This is a genomic window from Pseudalkalibacillus sp. R45 (assembly GCF_052246725.1).
Lineage (GTDB): Bacteria > Bacillota > Bacilli > Bacillales > Fictibacillaceae > Pseudalkalibacillus.
Window position 1 is genome coordinate 111,879 of record NZ_JBQQCL010000004.1, and the last position, 22,552, is coordinate 134,430.

Here is a 22,552-nt window from a genome sequence, read left to right on the forward strand (position 1 = left end):
CTTTATTTTTTAAATATTGCAATCGCTATTACGTTGACCTGATAATCATACCTATTTTAATTTAAAAGGTACTGGCTTAAAAAATCAACCGTTTTAAGTGAAATAAGTTTCCGGTCATAAACTCTGTTGTTTGTGATATGAGGTCCAAGGAAAAATTTAGAGGACATCTGTTCCGTTATTTGCGAACAAATGAGGTGTTTCAAATATTTAGAGGACAACTGTTCCGTTATTGGGTTAAAATCACTAGGTTTATCGTTGAATTCAAGCCAATAAGGTCTCTGGTGTCCTCTAATTTTCGAAAACATGTCGATTTCATGCTGATAAGGTCTCCTGTGTCCTCTAATTTCCTCTATTGCATCCGCATCTCTAAATTCCACAACAAAGCCTGAACAGAAGAAAAACCGACCCATCAATTAGATAGATGAGCCGGTATGAATTACAGAGTTAGTTGATAAAAAATTTATGGATGTCATTCCATGTGACAACGATCATCAACAACATCAACAAGGCAAAACCGATAAAGTGAACCATTCCTTCTTTTTGAGGATCCAATGGTTTTCCACGGACAGCCTCGATTGCCAGGAAAGTAAGTCTTCCACCATCAAGGGCAGGAAGCGGCAACAGGTTGAATATACCTAGGTTGACACTCAAGAAAGCAGCCCATTGCAATAAGACAAAGACGCCACCTTCAGAAGCCTGGTCCGTGTATTTATATATACCAACGGGACCCGAAAGATTATCAAACGAAATCTGGCCAGTGACAAGCTGTCCTAATGCTTGAATGATCAAAACAGTAAGTTCTCCTGTCTTCTCGACTCCGTACTGTAGAGACCCAAGGAAGGATACTTCAGTCGGCATGTATACACCGATATAACCTTCTGAGGATTTCCCGTCTTGTGATTCCCGCTCGTTAGGGGTCACTGTGACCTTATTGGTGTCCCCATCCCTTTGAATGGTGAATTGTAACTCTTCATTCGGGTTTTGCTGAATGACTTTGACAAGCTCCTCCCATGTGTTTACAGCTTCTCCGTCAATTGAGAGGACACGGTCCCCCTCTTGAAGCCCAGCTTCATATGCAGCTCCGTCTTTATCCAGCTTGCCTAATTGTGCTTCATCGACCGGAATACCTTGAGTCATAGCATAAGCAGCCAATAATACGAATGCGAGCAAGAAATTCATCAATGGACCGGCAAATATCGCAAGAAAACGATCAACCAATGATTTAGAACCGAATTGGCGATTGTAAGGGGCGATTTGCATCGGCATGCCATCCTGAACAAACTCTGCCTCTGGATGCACAGGATATGATTCTGTCAGTTCGTCATTGACATGACCTCTAAGAACAAGGTCATGTTCTATGTCAGCCTTCTCAACTGTAACAACTTTCGCATCAGGATAACGGGCCAGTTGATTGGCTACAATCTGCTTGACCTTTCCTTCTGAATCGAAGATCAGTCCAACTTGTGTTCCGGGTTTGATTTCGATTCCTTCAGGATCTTCCCCTGCCATCCGCACAAACCCGCCGAGTGGAAGCAGCCGGATCGTGTATAGCGTCTCCCCTTTTTTTGAGGAGAAGATCTTCGGACCAAACCCGATTGCAAACTCACGACATAGAATTCCAGCTCTCTTTGCCAGCAACAGATGCCCTAATTCATGGAAGAATACAAGAGCACCAAAGATAATAACGATCGAAATAAATGTATTCATTTACGTGACCACCTTTACACTATAAGGGATTGTACAAATTGCCGTGAAGCAACATCAGCTTCACGAATTTCTTCTAACGAAGGAGCCTCGACACATTCGTGATTGTCTAGTGTTTTCTCGATCAAGGTCTCGATCTCCAAAAATTCGATACGCCCAGTTAGAAAGGCATCCACTGCAGCTTCATTGGCTGCATTCAGTACTGTCGGCATCGTCCCGCCAGCATTCCCTGCTTCAAATGCATATCGCAAACATGGAAACCTTTCTAAATCCATTTTTTCAAAATGCAAGGTTCCAATATCTACTAAGTTTAACCTTTTTCCACTTGGTAAATCAAGTCTGCCTGGATGCGTAAGAGCATATTGGATCGGTACCTTCATATCAGGAGTACCCAGGTGTGCAATTACACTGCCATCTATAAACTCTACCATAGAATGGATGACACTTTCACGATGCAAGACGACCTCAATATCTTTGTACTTGGTATCAAACAACCAGTGTGCTTCGATGACTTCCAGACCTTTATTCATCATCGTTGCAGAATCGATCGTGATTTTGGATCCCATCGACCAATTCGGGTGATTGAGTGCTTCTTCAACAGTGACTCCTTGCAAATCCGTTCGAGTCCGGTCACGGAAACTCCCTCCAGAAGCAGTCAGAATCAGCTTGGACATCTCACTTATTTTTTCCCCATTAAGACATTGATAGATTGCGGAATGCTCACTATCAACTGGAAGGATGTCTACATTGTTTTCCTTCGCACGGGTCATCACGATGTGACCAGCCGTGACCAGAGTTTCTTTATTTGCAAGTGCGATGGTCTTCCCTTCATCAATAGCTGCCAGTGTCGGTTCAAGTCCGACGCTTCCCATAACAGCGTTCATAAGTGTATCTGAGGCAGGATCTGTCGCAATCTCTAACAGGCCATTCTCACCATAGTATACGAGACAAGGATGATCGATAGTCCTTTTTAATTCATCGGCCAATTCTTTAGTAGCGACAGAAACACGTCCGGGGCGGAATTCATTAACCAATTTTGCTCCAACTTCGAGATTTGTACCAAAAGAAAATGATGTGATTCTAAATTGTTCTGGATGCGCCCGAACGACTTCCACTGTCTGGGTACCGATCGATCCAGTAGCACCTAGTATGCTGATATATTTCATACATTCCTCCATTTAAAGAAAACTTGCCCAGTTGTTTAATAGTTGAAACCTGCTGACTTGGTAAAAGGTTTTCACCAGTAAGGTTGCTCTTCCTTACTTACAAAAACCTCCTAAGGCAATAATTGAACGATATGTAAAATCGGCAGGACGAACAAGATGCTGTCGAATCGATCTAATATTCCACCGTGCCCAGGTAATAACGTTCCTGAATCCTTCACTTCATAATGCCTCTTAAAAGCTGATTCAACCAAGTCGCCGATTTGTCCAAAAACACCGATGACCATTGCTGCTACAACAGCAAGCAGAATCGTCGAGTAAATCGGCAGGAACACTTGGAAAATGACAGCTACAATGACAGCACATAATAAACCGCCTAATGAACCCTCTATCGTCTTATTCGGACTTATTACCGGCCAAAGCTTGCGTTTTCCCATGGATTTCCCGAAAAAGTAGGCCCCCGAGTCTGTCGCCCAAACAATGAACAATACAAAGAAAATCGCACCAATTCCATCATTTAATGCTCTAGTCTCGTTAAAATAAAGAAATCCGATTCCGACATATAATGTAGACATAATGACGAAACTAGCATCTTCAAATGTAAAACGGTTTTTTGTAATTACCGTCCACGTCAACATCGAAAACAACCCGATGATGATCGTGTACATTTTCACCGTATCGATATCATAATTGATATCCCAAAAATTCTTAGGTATGACGAGAAGAATGACCATCAATAAAGAAATCATTCCAGGGACATGGACGAGCTTGATTCCTTTCATTCTTAATAATTCTCTTATCCCTACCACAGCTAACAGAGCTATTATGCTATAGAACCAGAGTCCGCCGATAAATACGATAGGCAGAAATACAAGCGCTGCGATAACTCCTGTAATAATACGTTCTTTCATAAAATCCTCCTAGGGTTACACCCCACCAAACCTTCTGCCTCGATTTTGATAATCATAGATCGCCTTGTCTAAATCCGCTGCAGAAAAGTCGGGCCAATACACATCAGTAAACCAAAGTTCTGTATAAGCCATTTGCCAAAGCATGAAGTTGCTTAAACGGATTTCTCCGCTCGTACGAATCAACAATTCTGGATCCCCAACTTCATTGGACATCATATAAGATCCAATCATCTCTTCACTTACATCTTCAGGCTTAATGGTTCCATCTTCAACTTCTTTTGCAAGTTGTTTAACAGCAGAAGTGATTTCGTAACGGCTTCCATAATTCAAAGCAAAATTCAGTACAAGTCCATCGTTGTCCTTTGTTCTCTCGACTGCTTCATTTACAGCTTTTTGAGTATAAGAAGGGATGCCTTCTTTTTCACCCATGATCCGGACTCGTACATTTTCTTCAATCAACTCAGGCAGATACGTCAATAGGAATTGTTCAGGAAGTTTCATAATGAATTCCACTTCAGGTTTTGGTCGTTTCCAATTTTCTGTAGAAAAAGCATACATGGTCAAAGCCTTTACACCTAATTCATTTGCACGCTTTACTACCTTACGGACGACTTTCATTCCTTCACGATGACCTGCGATTCGTGGTAGACCTCTCTTCTTCGCCCAACGTCCATTCCCATCCATGATGATGGCTATGTGATTTGGTACACGTGATAAATCGAGTTCGAGGTTATCAGTCGTTTCTTTTTTAGTTTTCGTAAAGTTCGTAAGCTTATTTAACATATAGTCTCCCCCAGAGAGAATAAATCAAACAACAAAAAGGGAATGTTCACCTTCATGGCCTTATTTCTATTATAGATGAAAACTGGCCATATGTATCAAAGAGGCTGTCCCAGAACAATAGTGCCCAACACCGCCAATTCAACATTTGTATCGAAAGCATGATTTTTTCTCAAAATGTTGTTCGTTACGGTGTAAGTCAGACACTTATGGGACAGCCCTTTTTTCTTATCTTATTTTAACTTGAATTATGTTAGACTTCCATGATTTCTTTTTCTTTATTCTCCGCAATTGAATCGATTTCTGTTACAAATCGGTCTGTGACCTTTTGTACTTCATCGCTATAATGACGAAGATCGTCCTCAGTCATTTCGCCGTCTTTTTGAAGCTTTTTAAGCTCATCATTTGCATCACGACGGATGTTTCGGACTGCGACTTTACCTTCTTCAGAATACTTTTTGACGAGTTTGACCAGTTCCTTACGACGCTCTTCAGTCAATGCTGGAATTGCAATCCGGATGACATCCCCATCATTTGAAGGGGATAGACCTAGCTCGGCTTTTTGAATAGCTTTTTCAATTTCACCGATGATCGATTTATCATACGGTTGGATTACAAGTAAACGCGCTTCTGGTACAGAAATGTTCGCCATTTGATTCAGAGGTGTCAATGCTCCGTAATAATCTACAGAAACACGGTCTAATAGTGATGGATTTGCTCTTCCTGCACGTAAAGTAGCAAGTTCACGACGAAAAGCGGCTACTGCTTTTTGCATTTTTTCATCTGCTTGTTTGATGATTGTATTTGACATGTTATTTCCCCCTTACAACTGTTCCTATATTTTCACCTTCGATAACACGCTTGATGTTTCCTTCTTCCATAATAGAGAAAACAATCAGCGGGATATCGTTGTCCATACATAGAGATGAGGCAGTTGAATCCATTACTGATAAACCTTCTTTCAGGACTTCCAAATAAGAGAGGCTCTTATATTTCGTAGCTGTTTCATCTGTTTTCGGATCTGCAGTATAAACTCCATCAACATTGTTTTTCGCCATCAAGATGACTTCAGCCTCGATTTCAGCTGCACGAAGAGCGGCTGTTGTATCAGTCGAGAAGTAAGGATTACCAGTTCCTGCTGCAAAGATGACAACACGTTTTTTCTCAAGATGACGAATCGCTTTTCTACGAATATAAGGTTCAGCCACCTGGCGCATTTCAATTGATGTTTGAACTCTTGTTTCTACTTCGATGCTTTCAAGGCTGTCTTGTAGTGCGAGTGAATTCATGACGGTCGCTAACATACCCATGTAATCTGCAGTGGCACGATCCATGCCCATTTGACTGCCAGCTTTCCCTCTCCAGATGTTACCGCCGCCTACCACAACAGCAACTTCAACATTCATTTCAACAAGTTCTTTCACTTGTTTTGCGATCGAATTGATGATATGCGGGTCGATTCCATAACCGACCTGACCTGATAAAGCTTCTCCGCTTAGTTTTAAGACTACTCTGTTGTATTTAGGCGTACTCATTTTTTCCCTCCATCAGCGTTTCCTGCATTATTATATGGGGTTGCTTGAAAAAGAGGGAACACACCTTGTGTCCCCTTTTTCTGTGGATGTTTTTGAAATAATTACTGAATGCTGCAGCAGTGAATTATTTCTTTACTTGTGACATTACTTCATCAGCGAAGTTTTCTTCACGCTTTTCCATACCTTCGCCTACTTCGTAACGTACAAATCCTTTTACAGTACCGCCTTTGCTTTCTACGTACTTACCGACTTTTTGATCTGGATCTTTAACAAATCCTTGATCAATAAGGCAAATTTCTTCGAAGAACTTGTTGATACGCCCAGCAACCATTTTCTCAACGATCTTTTCAGGCTTACCTTCGTTAAGTGCTTGTTGAGTAAGAACTTCTTTCTCACGAGCGACTTCTTCTTCAGAAACTTGCTCACGGTTCACATAGCGAGGGTTTACTGCTGCAACGTGCATTGATACATCTTTTGCAAGATCTTCGTCAGTCGTTCCACCGACTACAGATAGAACCCCGATACGGCCACCCATGTGTAGGTATGCGCCAAATGCATCATTGTCTTCCTTTTCAAGGATTACAAAACGACGAAGGGAAATCTTTTCACCGATCTTAGCAATTGCGTTGTTGATGTACTCTTCAACAGGAATGCTTTGTCCAGTCATTGTTTGTTTAAGTGCGTCTTCTGCAGAAGAAGGTTTTGCTTCAAGCAAGTGATCAGCGATTTCTTGGATCAAGTTCTTGAATGAATTGTTTTTAGCAACGAAGTCCGTCTCAGAGTTGACTTCTACGATTACAGCTTCGTTTCCTTTTGTAGCAATATGAGTCAAGCCTTCAGCAGCGATACGGTCTGCTTTCTTAGCTGCTTTCGAAATACCTTTCTCACGTAGCCAATCAATCGCTTTATCCATATCTCCATCATTTTCGGTTAGAGCTTTTTTACAATCCATCATTCCTGCGCCAGTTTTTTCACGCAGTTCTTTTACCATTTGTGCAGTTACTGCCATAAGTCTATTCCTCCCTTAAAATATGTAGCTTTTAAACATTATTTTGTTATCATTACTTGATTACGAAATCCGGGTTAAAACCGAGTAACGCCGAAATACGCCGTTTATTATTTGACGACTTTTTGAACTTCATTTCTTTAAAAAAGGTGATAAAGGGTCAGTTCCCCTCTATCACCCTTAAATGAGCATTCATTTACGCTTTAACTTCTGCCTCTTCTTCTTCAGTAGATGCAGCTTCTTCCGCACTTCCCTGGTTAGCTTCTACAACAGCGTCTGCCATTTTAGAAGTAAGAAGTTTCACAGCACGGATTGCGTCGTCGTTACCTGGGATGACAACATCCACTTCGTCTGGATCACAGTTTGTGTCGACGATAGCAACGATCGGAATGTTAAGCTTACGAGCTTCTGCAATCGCAATGCGCTCTTTACGAGGATCGATGACGAAAAGAACGTCTGGAAGACTGTTCATGTCCTTGATTCCACCTAGGAATTTCTCAAGACGATCCATTTCCTTTTTAAGAAGGATAACTTCTTTCTTAGGAAGCACATCGAACGTTCCGTCTTCTTGCATTTTTTCAAGGTCTTTCAAACGCTTGATACGCTTACGGATCGTATCGAAGTTTGTCAATGTACCACCCAACCAGCGTTGGTTGATGTAGTATTGACCAGCACGTTGAGCTTCATCCTTAACAGACTCTTGTGCTTGTTTTTTCGTACCGACAAAAAGGATCTTTCCTCCGTCAGCAGCGATGTCACGTACGTAATTATACGCTTCTTCTACCTTCTTGACTGTCTTCTGAAGGTCGATGATGTAGATGCCGTTACGTTCTGTGAAGATGTAACGTGCCATCTTTGGGTTCCAACGGCGTGTTTGGTGACCGAAGTGAACACCAGCTTCTAACAATTGTTTCATTGAAATTACTGCCATGAATGGCACCTCCTGTGGTTTTTTTCCTCCGCCCGCTTCCGATCAATCACAACTGTATTTAAAGTTAAATTTGGAATAATTTAACCACGATACAGCACCCATGATTGAATCCACGAACGTGTGTGATGTGTTATAAATATTTTTTTATATCATAAACACCGAGAATAACTATAACATATATCGAATGGAACTAGCAAGTACCTATTGCCCATCTCGATGAAATTTTATCATAAGTTCAACTTCGCCTTTCCCTTTATTAACTTTCTTTGCGATTTCATCTAAAGAGAAACCATTGTTATGCAAGGAAATAATTTGTGAACCGAGAGAAACACCGAACGTTTCTTTTTCTTCATTAATAGGTGGTGAATATATTGTTTCTTCTTCATCATGTATTATTTCATCACTGGTTTTCGGGTCCATTGCCGGTTTTTCCTTTGGGATTTCATCTTCTTTTAGATCCGCCTGTTTCCTCTCCGTTTTTCGTCTGTTATCCAGTGTTGCAAGTTCCCTCAGAAATGCCTCATTCTCCTCTTTCATCTCAGTTGTATACGCTAGAAGTATATCTTCCATTTCCTTCTTAGCGACTTTCAAATCCTGGTGGTCTGCTGCACCAGAACGTTTCCATATAATGATCAGGGATAATAGCGTGATGACGTGTATGATAAAGCTTATACCAAGTAAAAATGCAGTCATTTCTTCCTCCTAACCAGAAAAGTCGATCCGTTGTCCTTTGTATGGATGTTTTACATTCTCTTTTTCCTGGTCATGTGTCTGTCGATTTTGTTGATGATGGTGAGCATTTGAACGATTTCGATCATCGAATTGTTGTTTATCTGTACGTTCTTGCTTTTCAACCGATGTCCGATTCCGTTCTGAGCGTTCTTTTTCAATGGCAGCTGCATGGGATTGATTGATCTGTGATTGTTGTTGGAGTTTCTCTTGAACTTTCCCTGCATCCTGGGTTCTCGGTATGGCAACTTGTAGTTCAATCAACTTTAAACTCATCACACAATCTCCTATCTTGTCTAATCAGGTTACCGTTATAAAGATTTAAAGGGAGAAATACTTACCTTATTTCAATGATTGGATAACGATTTCGCTCGATACAAGTTTAAATTCAACTGCTTTATATTCGTGCGGGAGTACTCTCTTGTATTTACCGAAAGTCACTTCTACACCAGGGTGCATCACACCGTTGACAACAAGTGTCTGGTCACGCAGCGGTTTGATGTCTTCCTTTACTTCTTCTAATTCCTTTTTCATTCCATTTAATAAACGTTCAGTTTGCTGATATGTATTCCGTACCTTCAACAGGAGGAGTCTTTCTTGATCCGTCAGCTTAGCAAGATCTTTCGATGCTAAGGATGCCTTCAATTTTTCTAGCTTTTTTAAATTCTCCTCTTCTAAAGATATCCGACTCGACAAATGAGTTGACTTGTCAAGGATGTGAGCTGGTGTCCCGAGATATAGAAGGGTTTTTGTCATTACATCAGTCCCTGTTTGGTTGACGAAGATATCTCCTCCTGCGCTGACACGACCCCCAAAAATGATTCCTTTTCCTTTTTGACAATAGATATTGCCATCTACGAGTACATCACTGTAATTGATAAGTCTTACATATAAATCCCCGCCGACTTTCAAGTTCCCTTGATTGATGTATCCCGTGTGCAGGTCACATCCAGCTTCGATATATGATTTTCCATGTCCGGCAATTCCGTTTCGGATGAAAATAGATCCACCAGCTTTCAAGTCAGAAGCTTCTACGATTCCAGAAATCCGGATGTCGCCTTCAGCTGAAATAGTGTAGCCAGAAGGAACATCGCCATGTATATGAATATTCCCTACAAATGAAAGATTTCCTGTCTTCAAATCCAGATCACCTCTCACTTCATAAACCGGAAAGACATGGACTGCACGTTTTTGATAACTGACTTGTCCATCTGCTGAAGCATAAATACCATTAGAAGGATGATCGATGATTGTATTTTTGCATTTTTTAAGTGTGATTGGTCTCCCTGATTTAGCCGGGACAGTCTCCCCATTAACATCAACACCAGGGATACCGTCTGTTTGAGGTATGATTTCAGCAATCCGTTCACCTTTTTGGACTGATGGGATATCAGTGAACGAACGCAGGTCGATGAAGTCAGCTTGTTCATCGATGGAGGATCCACCATTAATAATCATGGGCTTGATATATCCATCTTCCCCTGCCTCTGGTTCTGTCCCTTCCGCTACTATGACAGGTTGAGTCCAGTGTTCGATATCCTCTACGATATTTTCAATCTCTGCTCTCAACACACCGTGGACGATTCCTGATTCTTCGAGAAAGATCAAGAAGTCCTCTACTGTAGCGTGATCTTCGAATGAATGCAAAGGAACAAGTTCAGCTATCATTTTTTTCTTGCCAAGCTTCAGTTTTACATATTTTGATAATCGCTCAATGTCCACGAATGCTCCTCCTGACTCAATTTGTATATTTCGCCAGTACGTTTCTGAGCTTGTAAAGTGCTTTCGAATGTATTTGAGAGATACGAGAAGTAGACAGGTTCAATACTTGTCCGATTTCAGTCAGTGTAAGTTCTTCATAGTAGAAGAGGCTGACGACTAGCTGTTCTTTTTCATTAAGATCCTCGATGATTTTAGATAAATGTTCGTGAAGTTCGTGCGTCAACATCAGCGTTTCAGGGGTATCAACCTTCTTATCTTCAATCGTGTATCCTACTTTTTCATTGGAATCGCTGTCTTTATTCTCTTCATCAATGGATAATACATTTGCTAAAAAACTTTCTGACATGATCGTCAAAACATCTTCTTCCGTCATCCCTACTTCCACAGCGACTTCTGATGCTGTCACAGAACGCATCTGTTCTTGTTCCATCCTTTCGATGGTCGACTCAATCTTTTTCGTTTTTTCACGCAAGGACCGAGGGAGCCAATCTTCGCGACGTAAACCATCAAGGATTGCACCTCTGATCCGGAAGGATGCATATGTATCGAATTTGAGATCTCTCGTAGGGTCGAACTTTTTTAAAGCATCATATAGTCCTAGAAGTCCATGGCTCCTCAATTCATCTTTATTAACGTTTCTTGGCAAACCTACAGCAATACGTTGAACATGATATTGGACCAAGGGTAAATGCATTTCTAATAAGGCTTCACAAGAGTCTTTATCCCGAAATTTCGACCAATTGTCCCAATGTACACTCGCTTCTGAAATTGCCCCGCTTCGCATCCAATCCCTCCTCGTAATCTTATAATCTTGCTGACCACAGTCATTAAATGGTTGTCATTCCTTTATGTATCGTCCGAATCATCAATTTACTGTTTTCGATATCAAATTCAATAGTTCTCCCGTTTTGTCCACCAACATCCTCAGCAAGAACAGGAATGCTTAAGGTCTCTAAAATGTCTTTGACTGCTTTTATGTTTCGCGGTCCAACACGTAACGCTTCACTCTTCCCTGTGAATTGGAACATCTGTGCGCCGCCTGCGATTTTGGCTTTCAATCGATTTCGTTGGATACCAAAATGTTGGACTAGTTCCGTAACCATTGCAGGAAGTGCTGTATCAGCATATTTAGCTAAATTGAACGTCATATCTCTCGACAGTTCTGAACTCGGGAGCATAACATGGGCCATACCCGCAACCTGGGACACAGGCTCAAAAATCACAATACCGACACAAGACCCGAGACCAGTCGTTTTCAAACGGTTCGGTGCTTTCGCAATTTGATAATCTGAGATTTTCACGTTGACAGTTTGCATAGTTTTATTCATTTAACGGAACTCCGAGTGATTGAAATATCTTTTGAAACGAATCCGGGTCAGGTAGAAGTAGAAAATGACTGTCTACACCAGTTTGTTTACTACTTCCATTTTTAAGCTGGGTATCGATGATGATTGCATAGTCACTGACCTGTGACATTTCCATCAGCCCGAAAGACAATACAGCCGCGGCCATATCGATCGTCAAGAATGGTACAGAAGGCGACAAATTCAAACCAGTGAAATCTGAAAAGGAGGAAAGATATGAACCAGCAAGTATATTCCCTGTTTCTTGAAGAGCTGACCTGGTCATTTCGGATGTAAGGATCCGTTCTTCATCCACCTCTGGATCACCCGTCAATTCTCTTAAAATTGTAGTCGCTTCATCTAATGTGAAAATCAGAAACATATTTCCAGGTGCATCACCTGTCACTCTGAAAAATGTTGCCGCGACAACAGTTTCCTCCCCACCCACCATCTGTACAACTTCATGGAAGGGTACAAGTTTCACAGTGGGAAGAGCCATATCGATGGATTTCTGCATCAGCTCAGATAATGCCGTTGCTGCATGACCTGCTCCGATGTTACCGATTTCTTTCAGAATATCTTTATGATACTCTGTCAACTGTTCGGGTGTGATCATTCATTGGTCTCCTTGAATTGGCGAAGGGCAATGATTTCTTCAGGGTTCAACACCTTTTCCAGATTAAGCAGAATCAACAATCTCTTTTCCAGTTTTGCAACTCCATCAAGATATTCTGCTTCGATACCACCGACTACTTTCGGTGCTGGCTCCACTGTATCAGCCGGGACATCGATCACATCATTCGCTGAATCCACGATCATACCAACCTCCAAGTCATTGGCATTGACGATGACGATCCGGGTTTCCTCTGTATAGGACGCCTCTTCTAAATCAAATCGGCTTCGCAAATCAATGATTGGTGTGACGATACCACGAAGATTGATGACTCCTTTAACGAAGGAAGGCGTCCGGGGTACTCTAGTAATCTCCTGGATTCGTTCAATCGAGCGTACTTGATGCACATCGACTCCATATTCCTCATCCAATAGTTGAAACACGATCGCTTTCATTTCAGTTTCTACAGTTTTCATTTCAGACATTTCTAATATTCCTCCCTTATTTGATCAAATCATTACAATCTAGTATTAATGAAACTTTCCCATCCCCAAGTATCGTTGCGCCAGATATCGCAAAAACATTCGAAAGGTATTCTCCTAAAGGCTTCAGGACGATTTCTTGCTGACCAATGAATCGGTCGACGATCAAGGCAGCCATCTGATCTCCTTTACGGACAACTACGACGGAATAAGTACTTTTTTCTTCTGGAATACCTTCTACCTCTAATACATCCCTGAGCGGCAAAAGTGGAACCACTTTTCCTCTGAAATCAACAACCAACTGGTTATGCGCTTTCATCAGTTCTTTCTTCGGAACCACAATACTTTCAACAATATTAGATAATGGGATTGCATATGTTTCCGATCCGATCGTTATCAACATTGCTGATAAAATCGATAGGGTCAAAGGCAGTTCAATGGCGAATTTCGTACCTTGACCAGGTTCAGATGTAACCATGATCTGACCACCGAGGGATTCGATTTTGCTTTTCACAACATCTAACCCGACACCTCTTCCGGATATATCTGAAACAGTATCAGCGGTACTGAAGCCAGAGGCGAACAATAACTGATAGACCTCATGATCTTTCATCGTCTCTGCATAAGCTGGATCGATGATGTGGTTTTCGATCGCTTTTTCCAGTACCTTTTCCCGATTGATACCGCCACCGTCATCTTCAATTTCAATGAAAATATGATTTCCACTATGATAAGAGACGAGAGAAATCGTTCCTTCTTCAGGTTTACCAGCTTTGGTTCGTTTCTCAGGCAGCTCGATGCCGTGGTCGACAGAATTTCGTAACAAATGGACGAGAGGATCACCAATTTCATCGATTACAGTTCGATCCAGCTCGGTTTCTCCACCGCTGATTTCCAAATTGATTTTCTTCCCAAGATCCTTCGCTAAACTTCGGATCATCCGAGGAAACCGGTTGAACACTTGATCGATCGGCACCATTCTCATCGTCAGAAGTGCGTCCTGCAGATCGCTTGATAGTCTTGTCATGTGTTCAACTGTGTCCGTCAAATCACTGTTGTTCAATTGTTTCGATAAAGCTTCCAAGCGACCGCGGTCAATGACAAGTTCTTCAAATAAGTTCATCAAATGGTCCAATCGGTTGATATTGACACGCATCGTTTTATTGTTCTGAGCCTTTTTGGAAGATGTTTCAGACTTTCCTTTCATGTCTGCTTTCTTCTCTTCCGGTTTTTCCAGTTCGATTGCAGCAGCTGGCTCTGCTTTTGCTGATGAAGATGAATCGATTTCATAGTTTTGTACGCGGACCTCTTCAACTTCGGATATTTTGCTTATCTTTTCTCTAATTTCTTCTGCATTTTTCTCAGAAACCAATGTGACTGAAAATGAAAAATCAAATTTCTCTTCTTCTAGTTCGTTGACTGAGGGGTCTGTATGAATCACTTCAGACAATTGTTCAATGACATCAAAGACCATATAAACACGAGCAGCCTTCAGAATACAGGTTTTCTCCAAAGTTACTTTGACGGTGTATGGATGTAGGCCTTGTTCAAAAGATTGTGCCAAAATCGAACGTTGAAATTCGTCAAGTCCATCACCCTGGTTAGACTGCCCCTGCTCATTGGATACAGTTGCTGGCTTTTCCCCTGTTTCAATCACATTAAGCTTTCTCACGATTTCGTCAACATCGTGTTTCCCATCACCGCCAGCGATGATGGATTCAACCATTGCTTCTAAATGATCCACTGATTCAAAAAGTGCATCCACAACCTCATCCGTTACTTGTATCTTACTTTGTCGAATGGCATCCAGGACGTTTTCCATTTGATGAGTGAGGCTTGCCAAATCTTCAAATCCCATTGTTGCTGACATCCCTTTAAGGGTATGAGCGGATCGGAAAATATCATTTACAATCGCAACATCCGTTGGATCATTCTCAAGCTTGAGCATATGTTCATTAATCGCTTGTAGGTGTTCCCTGCTCTCATCGACAAACACGTCTAAATATTGATTCATATCCATGTATACAACCCCCTACTATAAATAGCGCACGATTCGTTTTGATATCTCTGTGACATGAACGACTTCATCCACTTTTTGTGTTGCAATCGCCGAGCGAGGCATCCCATATACAACACAGGACTCTTCAGATTCTGCAATTGCAATTGTGTCTTCTTCCTCCTTTAAAGCTAACAGCCCTCTTGTACCATCCGTACCCATCCCGGTCATGATCACTGCAATCTTTTGGTAGCTATGAACCGTAGATAAACTGGTGAACATTTCATCGACAGAGGGACGATGTCCTCTGATCGGCGAAGTATGATTGTCCAGTTCGATGATGATTTCATTTTGCTTATGTATCGCTCTTAGGTGGTATCCACCGGGTGCTATATAGACCGTGTTGTTTCTCAATATTTCACCTGATTCTGCTTCTTTTACAGCTAGTGCCGACAGCTTATTCAACCGTTCTGCCAACGATTTCGTGAATCCGACTGGCATATGCTGGACGATGAGGACTGGAGCCTCAATCGAGTCCGGAAGGTTGGAGATGACTTCAACCAACGCCTTCGGACCTCCTGTAGAAGTACCGATTGCGATTAGTTTCTTCTTTTTCGTCAAACCTTTATTCAATGGTTTTTTCGTAAAAGATGTGATCGGTCCTTTTTCACGCTCGGCGGTCCTTGTTACCTTAGCCGCACTTGCTACCTTCACTTTGTTCAATAACTCTGCTTGCACCTTATGAATGTCCAGAGAAATCGCGCCTGAAGGTTTTGAAATAAAATCAACAGCTCCAGCCTGGATTGCTTCAATCGTCTGGGCAGCTCCAGCTTTTGTCACACTGCTTAACATGATGACAGGAATCGCGTATTGTTCGATGATTTTCTTCAAGGTGGTCAAACCATCCATGACTGGCATGTCCACATCCAGTGTGATGACATCAGGTGAAAGTTGCGGGATTTTCTTTAATGCGTCTTCTCCATTACGAGCAGTACCAGCGACTACGATTGTTGGGTCGCTTGATAAAAGATCTGAAATGACTTTTCGCATGAATGCAGAGTCGTCAACAACCATCACCCTTATACTGCTCATATGGTCCCCTGCTTTCTTGAAAAGTAGCGTGTGAATCGCTGGATGAATCCCTCATTTTTTTGGGAATCGTCAGAGGTGCCATGATAGATCTCAGCTAACTTTTGAACGGATTTTGCAACATTGGAGTATGGTGCATATATACGATATGGTTTCTGTTCTTTGACAGCTTTATAGACCGTACGATCTTCTGGAAGCATCCCAAGCATTTTGATTTCTTTCTGAAGAAACTGTCGAGCTGCTCGTTGGATTCTCATGCCCACATCATCTCCTTCAGGCTTATTCTCAACACGGTTCACGATGACAGAAATTGTGCCAGAGGATTCTTGCTGATGGATATGCTTCAACATGGCGTAGGCATCTGTTATCGCCGTCGGTTCAGGAGTTGTGACCAACAGTACTTCATCTGCTGCAGTGATGAATTGCAGACTGTCTCGAGAGGCTCCTGCAGCCATATCCAGAAAGATGTGATCATACCGTTCTTGAATCACTTTCATTTGTTGACAAAAGTGATTGAATTGCTCACTCGTCAACTCAAATAGTTTATTTAAGCCATTTCCGCCGGCTAGGTAATCGACTTGGTCCGGACCCGTTTCTATCAAGTCCAGGATCGGCAGCTGCTGTTCAACTAAGTCTACGATATTGTAGCGAGAATGTACCCCCATCAAGATATCCAAGTTCGCCATCCCGATATCTAGATCCATAACCAACACCTTTGAACCTGTTTTGGCCAGCGAAAGGGCAAGGTTGATAGTAAGGTTTGATTTACCAACGCCTCCTTTTCCACTGACCACAGCACAGACCCTCGCAGATGTCGAACCTGATTGGAATCTTTGACGAAGGATTTCTGCCTGATCATGCACGTTGACCATCTCCTAACAGAAGGTCTGCAATACTTTCTGGTGATGCTTCACTGATATCATCAGGAACGTTTTGCCCTGTCGTCATATATGCAACACCATAGCCCGTCTCATCAATTAAATTCAATACATCACCGAAGGTCTCTGTTTCATCTTTTTTTGTAAAAATATATTTCTCTATCGGAACAGTATTAAACTGGGCTACAATATGCTTCATATCACTGTATTTGGAGGTAAGTGAGAGTACCAGGTAATTCTCCATATCATCATTGAATTGATAGACCTCTTCCAAGTCAGCGACATATTGTGCCTTTTTGTAATTACGTCCAGCTGAATCCACGAATATGACGTCGTAATCCTTGAATTTATCATGGGCACGTTGGAAATCCTCACGATTATAGGCGACCTCTAACGGGACATTAAGTATTTCAGCATAGGTTTTCAACTGATCGATTGCAGCGATCCGGTAAGTGTCAGTGGTGATCATCGCTACCTTCTTCTTTTTGTTCAGGACCGCATCCGCTGCGATCTTTGCAATGGTAGTCGTTTTACCGACACCAGTGGGACCTATCAGATTGAGGAACTTCTTATCATATTCGAAGCCGCCGAATTCAACGTTTGATATTAATCCGCATATCTCTTCTTTCATCCACTTGTTGATCGACTCGTCTGCTTTCATTTCCGATTCTTCTCGATACCATCTCTTTAATAATCGTTTCGATAGGCTTGCCCTCACTTCATTGTTTACTCCCTGTTCTTCAAGGTAATCGATGATTTTTGTGATTTTTTCAGGGAATTGGATTGCATCAGATGATGGCCGAGCCTGCTCAATTTTCACGGATGGTTTGTTCAATTTTTCGGATTTGCGTGCAGTCTCATTTGAGTACGTTGTAGTATTTGTCAACTTTTCCATATTGTACTGCGGACTATAGTAGTCATCCTTTTGGTCCCTAGGCATGGGATCAGGATCCAATGCCGCGAATACTTCAAGAGAAGGTTTTGTGAAAAAACCGAGAAACCCACCAGTACGAATTTCTTTGGAATTAAGGATGACTGCATCCTTGCCGAGATCGTTCCTGATCTTTTTCATCGCTTCTGGCATGGTCGGCGCGATATATTTTTTTATTTTCATGATACATTCACCACCCCAATGCTCTGCACTTCCAGACTAGGTTCAAGTTCGTTATACGAAAGGACGACAACATCCGGTAAATATCGCTCGATTAATTGACGGACATACATTCTGACAGCTGGTGAGCATAAAAGTACGGTCATCGGACTTACATCGCTGACTTTCTTGATTTCATTCATTATCGAATCAAAAATGGTCTGTGACTCGTTCGGATCCATTGCGAGATAATTTCCATGTTCCGTTTGTTGGATAGATTCAGCAATCCGTTTTTCGACACCCCCGGATAAGGTGATGACTTTCAAAGAGGATTGCTCATCACTATATTGCTTGGAAATCTGTCTTGATAAAGACTGACGCACATATTCAGTGAGAAGATCCGTATCCTTTGTCATCTGACCGTAATCGGCTAATGTTTCAAAAATTATCGGTAAGTTCCGGATAGATATATTTTCTTTCAACAGTTTGGTAAGTACTTTTTGGATATCACCAATCGTCAATGGATCCGGTGTCACATCTTCCACCAGTGCTGCATGGGATTCCTTCAAATGCTCGACAAGTTGTTTGACTTCCTGTCTGCCTAATAACTCATGTGAATGTTTCTTGATGATTTCTGTAAGATGCGTCGAAACAACCGAAGGCGGATCCACGACGGTGTACCCCGAAAGCTCGGCTCGCTCCTTCAAATCCTCTGAAATCCATAGGGCAGGGAGTCCAAAAGCGGGTTCTACCGTTTCTACACCCTCGATTTCTTCGTCATCCACACCTGGAGACATTGCCAAAAAGTGATCAAGAAGGAGCTCGCCTCTAGCAATCTCGTTTCCTTTGATCTTGATCCGGTACTCATTCGGCTGCAGTTGGATGTTGTCCCGGATTCTCACAACTGGTACGACAACACCTAATTCCAAAGCGAGCTGTCTCCGGATCATGACGATACGATCCAGTAAGTCGCCACCTTGACTAGTATCTGCAAGCGGGATCAAGCTGTATCCAAACTCGAACTCAATAGGATCGACCTGTAAAAGATTCACGACACTCTCTGGACTCTTCAATTCTTCTGTTTGGATTTCTTCTTCCACTTCTTCTTCAGAAACCTGACGTTGTTGTTCTATACGGCTCAGATGATAGCCGCCGTACGCAAGTAAAAGGGCAATCGGTAAAGTGAAAATATTATGGATAGGTGTGAAGAATCCTAACAGAGCAATCGTTGCGGAAGCCACATATAACATGGCTGGATAGGCAAGCAATTGCTTTGTGATGTCTTGCCCAAGGTTCCCATCTGAGGCAGCTCTTGTGACGATGATCCCTGTGGCCGTCGAAATGATCAATGCAGGGATCTGGCTCACCAGTCCATCTCCTACTGTCAATAGAGTATAAGTTTCGGAGGCTTCAGCAAGCGGCATTCCTTGTTGAACCATCCCAATGATGATACCGAAGATCATATTGATGATGACAATGATGATCCCAGCAATCGCATCTCCTTTTACGAATTTACTGGCCCCGTCCATCGCACCATAGAAATCTGCCTCCTGCTCGATTTTTTGTCTTCTTTCACGCGCTTCCCGTTCAGAAATCAAGCCAGCGTTCAAATCGGCATCGATGCTCATCTGTTTACCGGGCATGGCATCTAACGTGAAACGAGCTGCAACCTCAGAAACCCTCTCTGAACCTTTTGTGATGACGACAAATTGTATGATGATCAAAATCACAAACACGACGAAACCGACAAGAACATTACCTGCCACTACGAAGGAACCGAATGTATCAATGACGTTCCCAGCTTTCGCCTGGCTTAAGATTGAACGAGTCGTCGATACATTCAAGCCTAAACGGAATAATGTAACTAGTAATAAGAGCGACGGAAAGATAGAAAATTGTAGAGGTTCTTTCGTATTCATCGCAATCAGGATTATGAGAAGTCCTAGTGAGATATTTGTAATGATCAAGAAGTCCAGCATCCAAGTCGGTAGCGGGATGATCAACATCGTGATGATCAATATTACACTTAGTAAGACTGTCAGATCTCTTGGCTTCATCGCTGTACTCTCCTTCTGGTTCGTTAACTGATGCTTTGGTTATTGATAATTCGCAGTTCATCATTCGGCTATTTTAAACTTTCCTATCTTTAATCAATCAGTTTAAAATTGACGAATTAGAAACAACACCGGCTAAAAACCGTCACGTCCTGTGACGACGCCGGTACTAGCACTTCCTGTGCGTCGAAAGTTCAAGGCACGAAGGTTTTGAGGACCGGAGCGACGAGCAATTCTTGCATAGTTACTGCGAGTTGTACCGAGGAAGCTGACTTCAACGGTAGCACTTGTAGACGCAGGTACATATGCTCGATTTCTTGGACCGCTAAACCCAAGTAACGCAGAAATTCGCAGTTTATCATTCGGCTATTTTAAACTTTCCTATCAAATGAGCTTTTTCAAACGGTACACATAAGCCAACACCTCTGCAACAGCTTTGAACAGGGCTTCTGGGACGAGATCGCCGATTTCCGTCTGGTCGTACAGGCTTCTGGCGAGCGGGCGGTTCTCGACGATTTCAATTTCGTTGTGTTTTGCGACTTCCCGAATTTTCAGTGCTACAAAATCTACACCTTTTGCAATTACGACTGGCGCATCGTGTTCGCTTTCATCGTATTTCAATGCGATGGCGTAATGTGTGGGATTGGTGATGACTACATCTGCTTTAGGGACTTCTTGCATCATTCTCTGCATCGCCATTTGTCGTTGTTTTTCTTTAATCTTGGATTTGATCAGAGGATCCCCTTCTGACTTCTTATGTTCATCCTTGAGGTCCTGTTTACTCATCTTGATGCTCTTTTCGAAATCGTACTTTTGATAAAAGTAATCCAATACGGCCAGAAATATGAGGAGAACGGATGCTGCAAGTCCCATTTGGATCGTCAGCTTCCCGATCACGAGTAAAGCATGTTCAACCGTGCCGTGTGACAACATTAAGATTTCATCCTTCTGTAACCATAAGACGGCAAAGGTGACAAAACCGACAAGCGATATTTTTAAAATCGATTTCAACAGTTCCACAATCGCCCTGAGCGAGTAAATTCTTTTGAATCCCTTCAATGGATTGATCCGCTCCAGTTTCGCTTTCAATGGCTCTGTCGAAAAGAGGACACCAACTTGCATGTAGTTTGCGGCTACACCGGCAATCATCGCAATCAATAGAATCGGCGCGACGATTTTAGCTGCTTCAATTGCCATCGCAGACATCACTTGCTGGATATTTTCATTTGTCGCATCAAAGTGGATGAAATCTCTGAAACTCATCTGGTAAATTGCCAATAACCTATCCAACATGAAAGGTGCGATCAGCCATAGGAATAAAAATACGATTAATAATATAATAGCGGTGTTAACATCGCTCGATTTCGCAACCTGTCCTTTTTTACGGCTATCCTGCCGCTTTTTTGGTGTTGCTTTTTCGGTTTTCTCTTGTGAAAAATATTGAAGATCAAGCGATAAATATGGCATTATCGACCACCTAACAGTCTCATCATTTTCCTCATAGCCTCAAGCATTTCGATATTCAACGAGTTGACCATCTGGAAAATGACTGGAATGACAAGCAATAAAACCACGAAACTGACGAAGATTTTCAAGGGCAGTCCAACAATGAATACATTCACTTGCGGTACTGTCCGTGAAATGATTCCAAGAGCCAGGTCGACGAGAAACAGACATCCAACCACTGGAATTGCCATCTGAAAAGCGATATAGAACATCTTGATCACAGTATCCGCTACTAACCTAGCAACATTCCCATCTCCGAATATGAAAGCCCATCGGTCGATTGGTGCAAATTGATAACTTTGATAGATTCCATTCAGGAACATATGATGGGCATCAATCGTTAGCAAGAACAATATTGCGAATATATATAGGAACCTCCCAATGAGAGGTGTCTGGATACCTGTTTGCGGGTCGAATACATTCGCAATCGCAAATCCCATTTGTAAATCGATGAAACCTCCTGCTACTTGTAACCCATATAAGAGGATCGAAGCGACGAAACCGATGCTTAATCCAATCATCAATTCCTTCATCACGAGAAGGATGAACTCACCATTCAAAGCAACCATAGGCGCCTGCAATGTCGTAAAGATGAAAAAAGAAAACACGACTGAGAATCCAATCTTATGTATGACAGGAATGTTCCGATAAGAGAATATCGGTACGGTTGCCATAAATGCAGTAACCCTCACGAGAACCAATAAGAAAGAAGGAATGCTATTTACAAACTCCACCATACGCTACAAACCTATGTAATTATTGATATTGCTGTATAGTTCATGGGTGAAAGTCACCATTTGGGTCAACATCCAGGGTCCGAAGAAAATCAGTGAAACAAGCACAGCTACAATTTTCGGAATGAAAGCCAAAGTCTGCTCTTGAATTTGCGTAGTGGCCTGAAAGATACTGACGAACAGTCCGACCGCAAGTGCCAATATCAGAAGCGGACCACTGATGATTAATGTAGTGTACACCCCTTTTTCAGCAAGGGAAATAACGAATTGTGAGTCCATTGAACGA

At 42.1% G+C, this 22,552-nt stretch carries 23 protein-coding genes; all 23 read right to left on the minus strand.

The window, feature by feature from the left end; genetic code table 11:
- Positions 1-444: 444 nt before the first annotated feature.
- The 23 genes from rseP to fliQ all read right to left on the minus strand — a co-directional run bounded on the left by rseP (position 445) and on the right by fliQ (position 22,545).
- Positions 445-1,707 carry an RIP metalloprotease RseP gene (rseP, locus tag ACTWQL_RS09795; protein WP_443142271.1) on the minus strand — a complete coding sequence of 421 codons (1,263 nt, stop codon included), beginning with the start codon at positions 1,705-1,707 and terminating at the stop codon, positions 445-447.
- A gap of 14 nt (positions 1,708-1,721) precedes the next feature.
- Complete coding sequence (locus tag ACTWQL_RS09800; RefSeq protein ID WP_443142272.1) at positions 1,722-2,870, minus strand: 1-deoxy-D-xylulose-5-phosphate reductoisomerase; 1,149 nt, start codon at positions 2,868-2,870, stop codon at positions 1,722-1,724.
- Between the two features lie 110 nt (positions 2,871-2,980).
- Complete coding sequence (locus ACTWQL_RS09805; protein WP_443142273.1) at positions 2,981-3,778, minus strand: phosphatidate cytidylyltransferase; 798 nt, start codon at positions 3,776-3,778, stop codon at positions 2,981-2,983.
- A 15-nt stretch (positions 3,779-3,793) separates the two neighbouring features.
- Positions 3,794-4,561, minus strand: coding sequence for an isoprenyl transferase (locus ACTWQL_RS09810; RefSeq protein ID WP_443142274.1), 768 nt, complete (start codon positions 4,559-4,561; stop codon positions 3,794-3,796).
- 250 nt (positions 4,562-4,811) lie between these two features.
- Positions 4,812-5,369, minus strand: a complete 558-nt coding sequence (gene frr / locus ACTWQL_RS09815) for a ribosome recycling factor (protein ID WP_443142275.1) — start codon at positions 5,367-5,369, stop codon at positions 4,812-4,814.
- 1 nt (position 5,370) lies between these two features.
- Positions 5,371-6,093: a UMP kinase gene (gene pyrH / locus ACTWQL_RS09820; RefSeq protein ID WP_261132878.1), complete on the minus strand. Its 723-nt coding sequence runs from the start codon at positions 6,091-6,093 to the stop codon at positions 5,371-5,373.
- 124 nt (positions 6,094-6,217) lie between these two features.
- A complete protein-coding gene (gene tsf, locus ACTWQL_RS09825) occupies positions 6,218-7,102 on the minus strand; it encodes a translation elongation factor Ts (protein ID WP_443142276.1) in 885 nt (294 codons plus the stop codon).
- A gap of 193 nt (positions 7,103-7,295) precedes the next feature.
- Positions 7,296-8,030: a 30S ribosomal protein S2 gene (gene rpsB, locus ACTWQL_RS09830; RefSeq protein WP_221564369.1), complete on the minus strand. Its 735-nt coding sequence runs from the start codon at positions 8,028-8,030 to the stop codon at positions 7,296-7,298.
- 201 nt (positions 8,031-8,231) lie between these two features.
- Positions 8,232-8,723, minus strand: coding sequence for a DUF6115 domain-containing protein (locus ACTWQL_RS09835; RefSeq protein WP_443142277.1), 492 nt, complete (start codon positions 8,721-8,723; stop codon positions 8,232-8,234).
- A 9-nt stretch (positions 8,724-8,732) separates the two neighbouring features.
- Complete coding sequence (locus ACTWQL_RS09840; protein WP_443142278.1) at positions 8,733-9,035, minus strand: hypothetical protein; 303 nt, start codon at positions 9,033-9,035, stop codon at positions 8,733-8,735.
- A 66-nt stretch (positions 9,036-9,101) separates the two neighbouring features.
- Positions 9,102-10,481 (minus strand): DUF342 domain-containing protein, encoded by a 1,380-nt coding sequence (locus tag ACTWQL_RS09845; RefSeq protein ID WP_443142279.1) that lies wholly within the window; start codon positions 10,479-10,481, stop codon positions 9,102-9,104.
- A gap of 16 nt (positions 10,482-10,497) precedes the next feature.
- Entirely contained in the window at positions 10,498-11,265 is a 768-nt protein-coding gene (locus ACTWQL_RS09850) for a FliA/WhiG family RNA polymerase sigma factor (RefSeq protein ID WP_443142280.1), read from the minus strand.
- 43 nt (positions 11,266-11,308) lie between these two features.
- Positions 11,309-11,809: a chemotaxis protein CheD gene (locus ACTWQL_RS09855; RefSeq protein WP_443142281.1), complete on the minus strand. Its 501-nt coding sequence runs from the start codon at positions 11,807-11,809 to the stop codon at positions 11,309-11,311.
- The gene (locus tag ACTWQL_RS09860; protein WP_443142282.1) at positions 11,802-12,440 is read right to left on the minus strand and encodes a chemotaxis protein CheC; all 639 of its coding nucleotides are present in this window, start codon (positions 12,438-12,440) and stop codon (positions 11,802-11,804) included. The genes ACTWQL_RS09855 and ACTWQL_RS09860 overlap by 8 nt, the downstream gene beginning before the upstream one ends.
- Positions 12,437-12,922 carry a chemotaxis protein CheW gene (locus ACTWQL_RS09865; RefSeq protein WP_443142283.1) on the minus strand — a complete coding sequence of 162 codons (486 nt, stop codon included), beginning with the start codon at positions 12,920-12,922 and terminating at the stop codon, positions 12,437-12,439. Before ACTWQL_RS09865 ends, ACTWQL_RS09860 begins: the two co-directional genes overlap by 4 nt.
- A gap of 16 nt (positions 12,923-12,938) precedes the next feature.
- Positions 12,939-14,939, minus strand: a complete 2,001-nt coding sequence (locus tag ACTWQL_RS09870) for a chemotaxis protein CheW (RefSeq protein WP_443142284.1) — start codon at positions 14,937-14,939, stop codon at positions 12,939-12,941.
- Positions 14,940-14,954: 15 nt separating this feature from the next.
- A complete protein-coding gene (locus ACTWQL_RS09875) occupies positions 14,955-16,007 on the minus strand; it encodes a protein-glutamate methylesterase/protein-glutamine glutaminase (RefSeq protein ID WP_443142285.1) in 1,053 nt (350 codons plus the stop codon).
- A complete protein-coding gene (locus ACTWQL_RS09880) occupies positions 16,004-16,867 on the minus strand; it encodes a MinD/ParA family protein (protein ID WP_443142286.1) in 864 nt (287 codons plus the stop codon). Before ACTWQL_RS09880 ends, ACTWQL_RS09875 begins: the two co-directional genes overlap by 4 nt.
- The gene (gene flhF / locus ACTWQL_RS09885; protein ID WP_443142287.1) at positions 16,860-17,996 is read right to left on the minus strand and encodes a flagellar biosynthesis protein FlhF; all 1,137 of its coding nucleotides are present in this window, start codon (positions 17,994-17,996) and stop codon (positions 16,860-16,862) included. The genes ACTWQL_RS09880 and flhF overlap by 8 nt, the downstream gene beginning before the upstream one ends.
- Complete coding sequence (flhA, locus tag ACTWQL_RS09890) at positions 17,993-20,029, minus strand: flagellar biosynthesis protein FlhA (RefSeq protein WP_443142288.1); 2,037 nt, start codon at positions 20,027-20,029, stop codon at positions 17,993-17,995. Before flhA ends, flhF begins: the two co-directional genes overlap by 4 nt.
- A 381-nt stretch (positions 20,030-20,410) precedes the next feature.
- Positions 20,411-21,493, minus strand: a complete 1,083-nt coding sequence (gene flhB / locus ACTWQL_RS09895) for a flagellar biosynthesis protein FlhB (protein WP_443142289.1) — start codon at positions 21,491-21,493, stop codon at positions 20,411-20,413.
- Positions 21,493-22,269 carry a flagellar biosynthetic protein FliR gene (fliR, locus tag ACTWQL_RS09900; RefSeq protein ID WP_443142290.1) on the minus strand — a complete coding sequence of 259 codons (777 nt, stop codon included), beginning with the start codon at positions 22,267-22,269 and terminating at the stop codon, positions 21,493-21,495. The genes flhB and fliR overlap by 1 nt, the downstream gene beginning before the upstream one ends.
- A gap of 3 nt (positions 22,270-22,272) precedes the next feature.
- Positions 22,273-22,545 (minus strand): flagellar biosynthesis protein FliQ, encoded by a 273-nt coding sequence (gene fliQ, locus ACTWQL_RS09905; RefSeq protein WP_221564333.1) that lies wholly within the window; start codon positions 22,543-22,545, stop codon positions 22,273-22,275.
- Between the last annotated feature and the right edge of the window lie 7 nt (positions 22,546-22,552).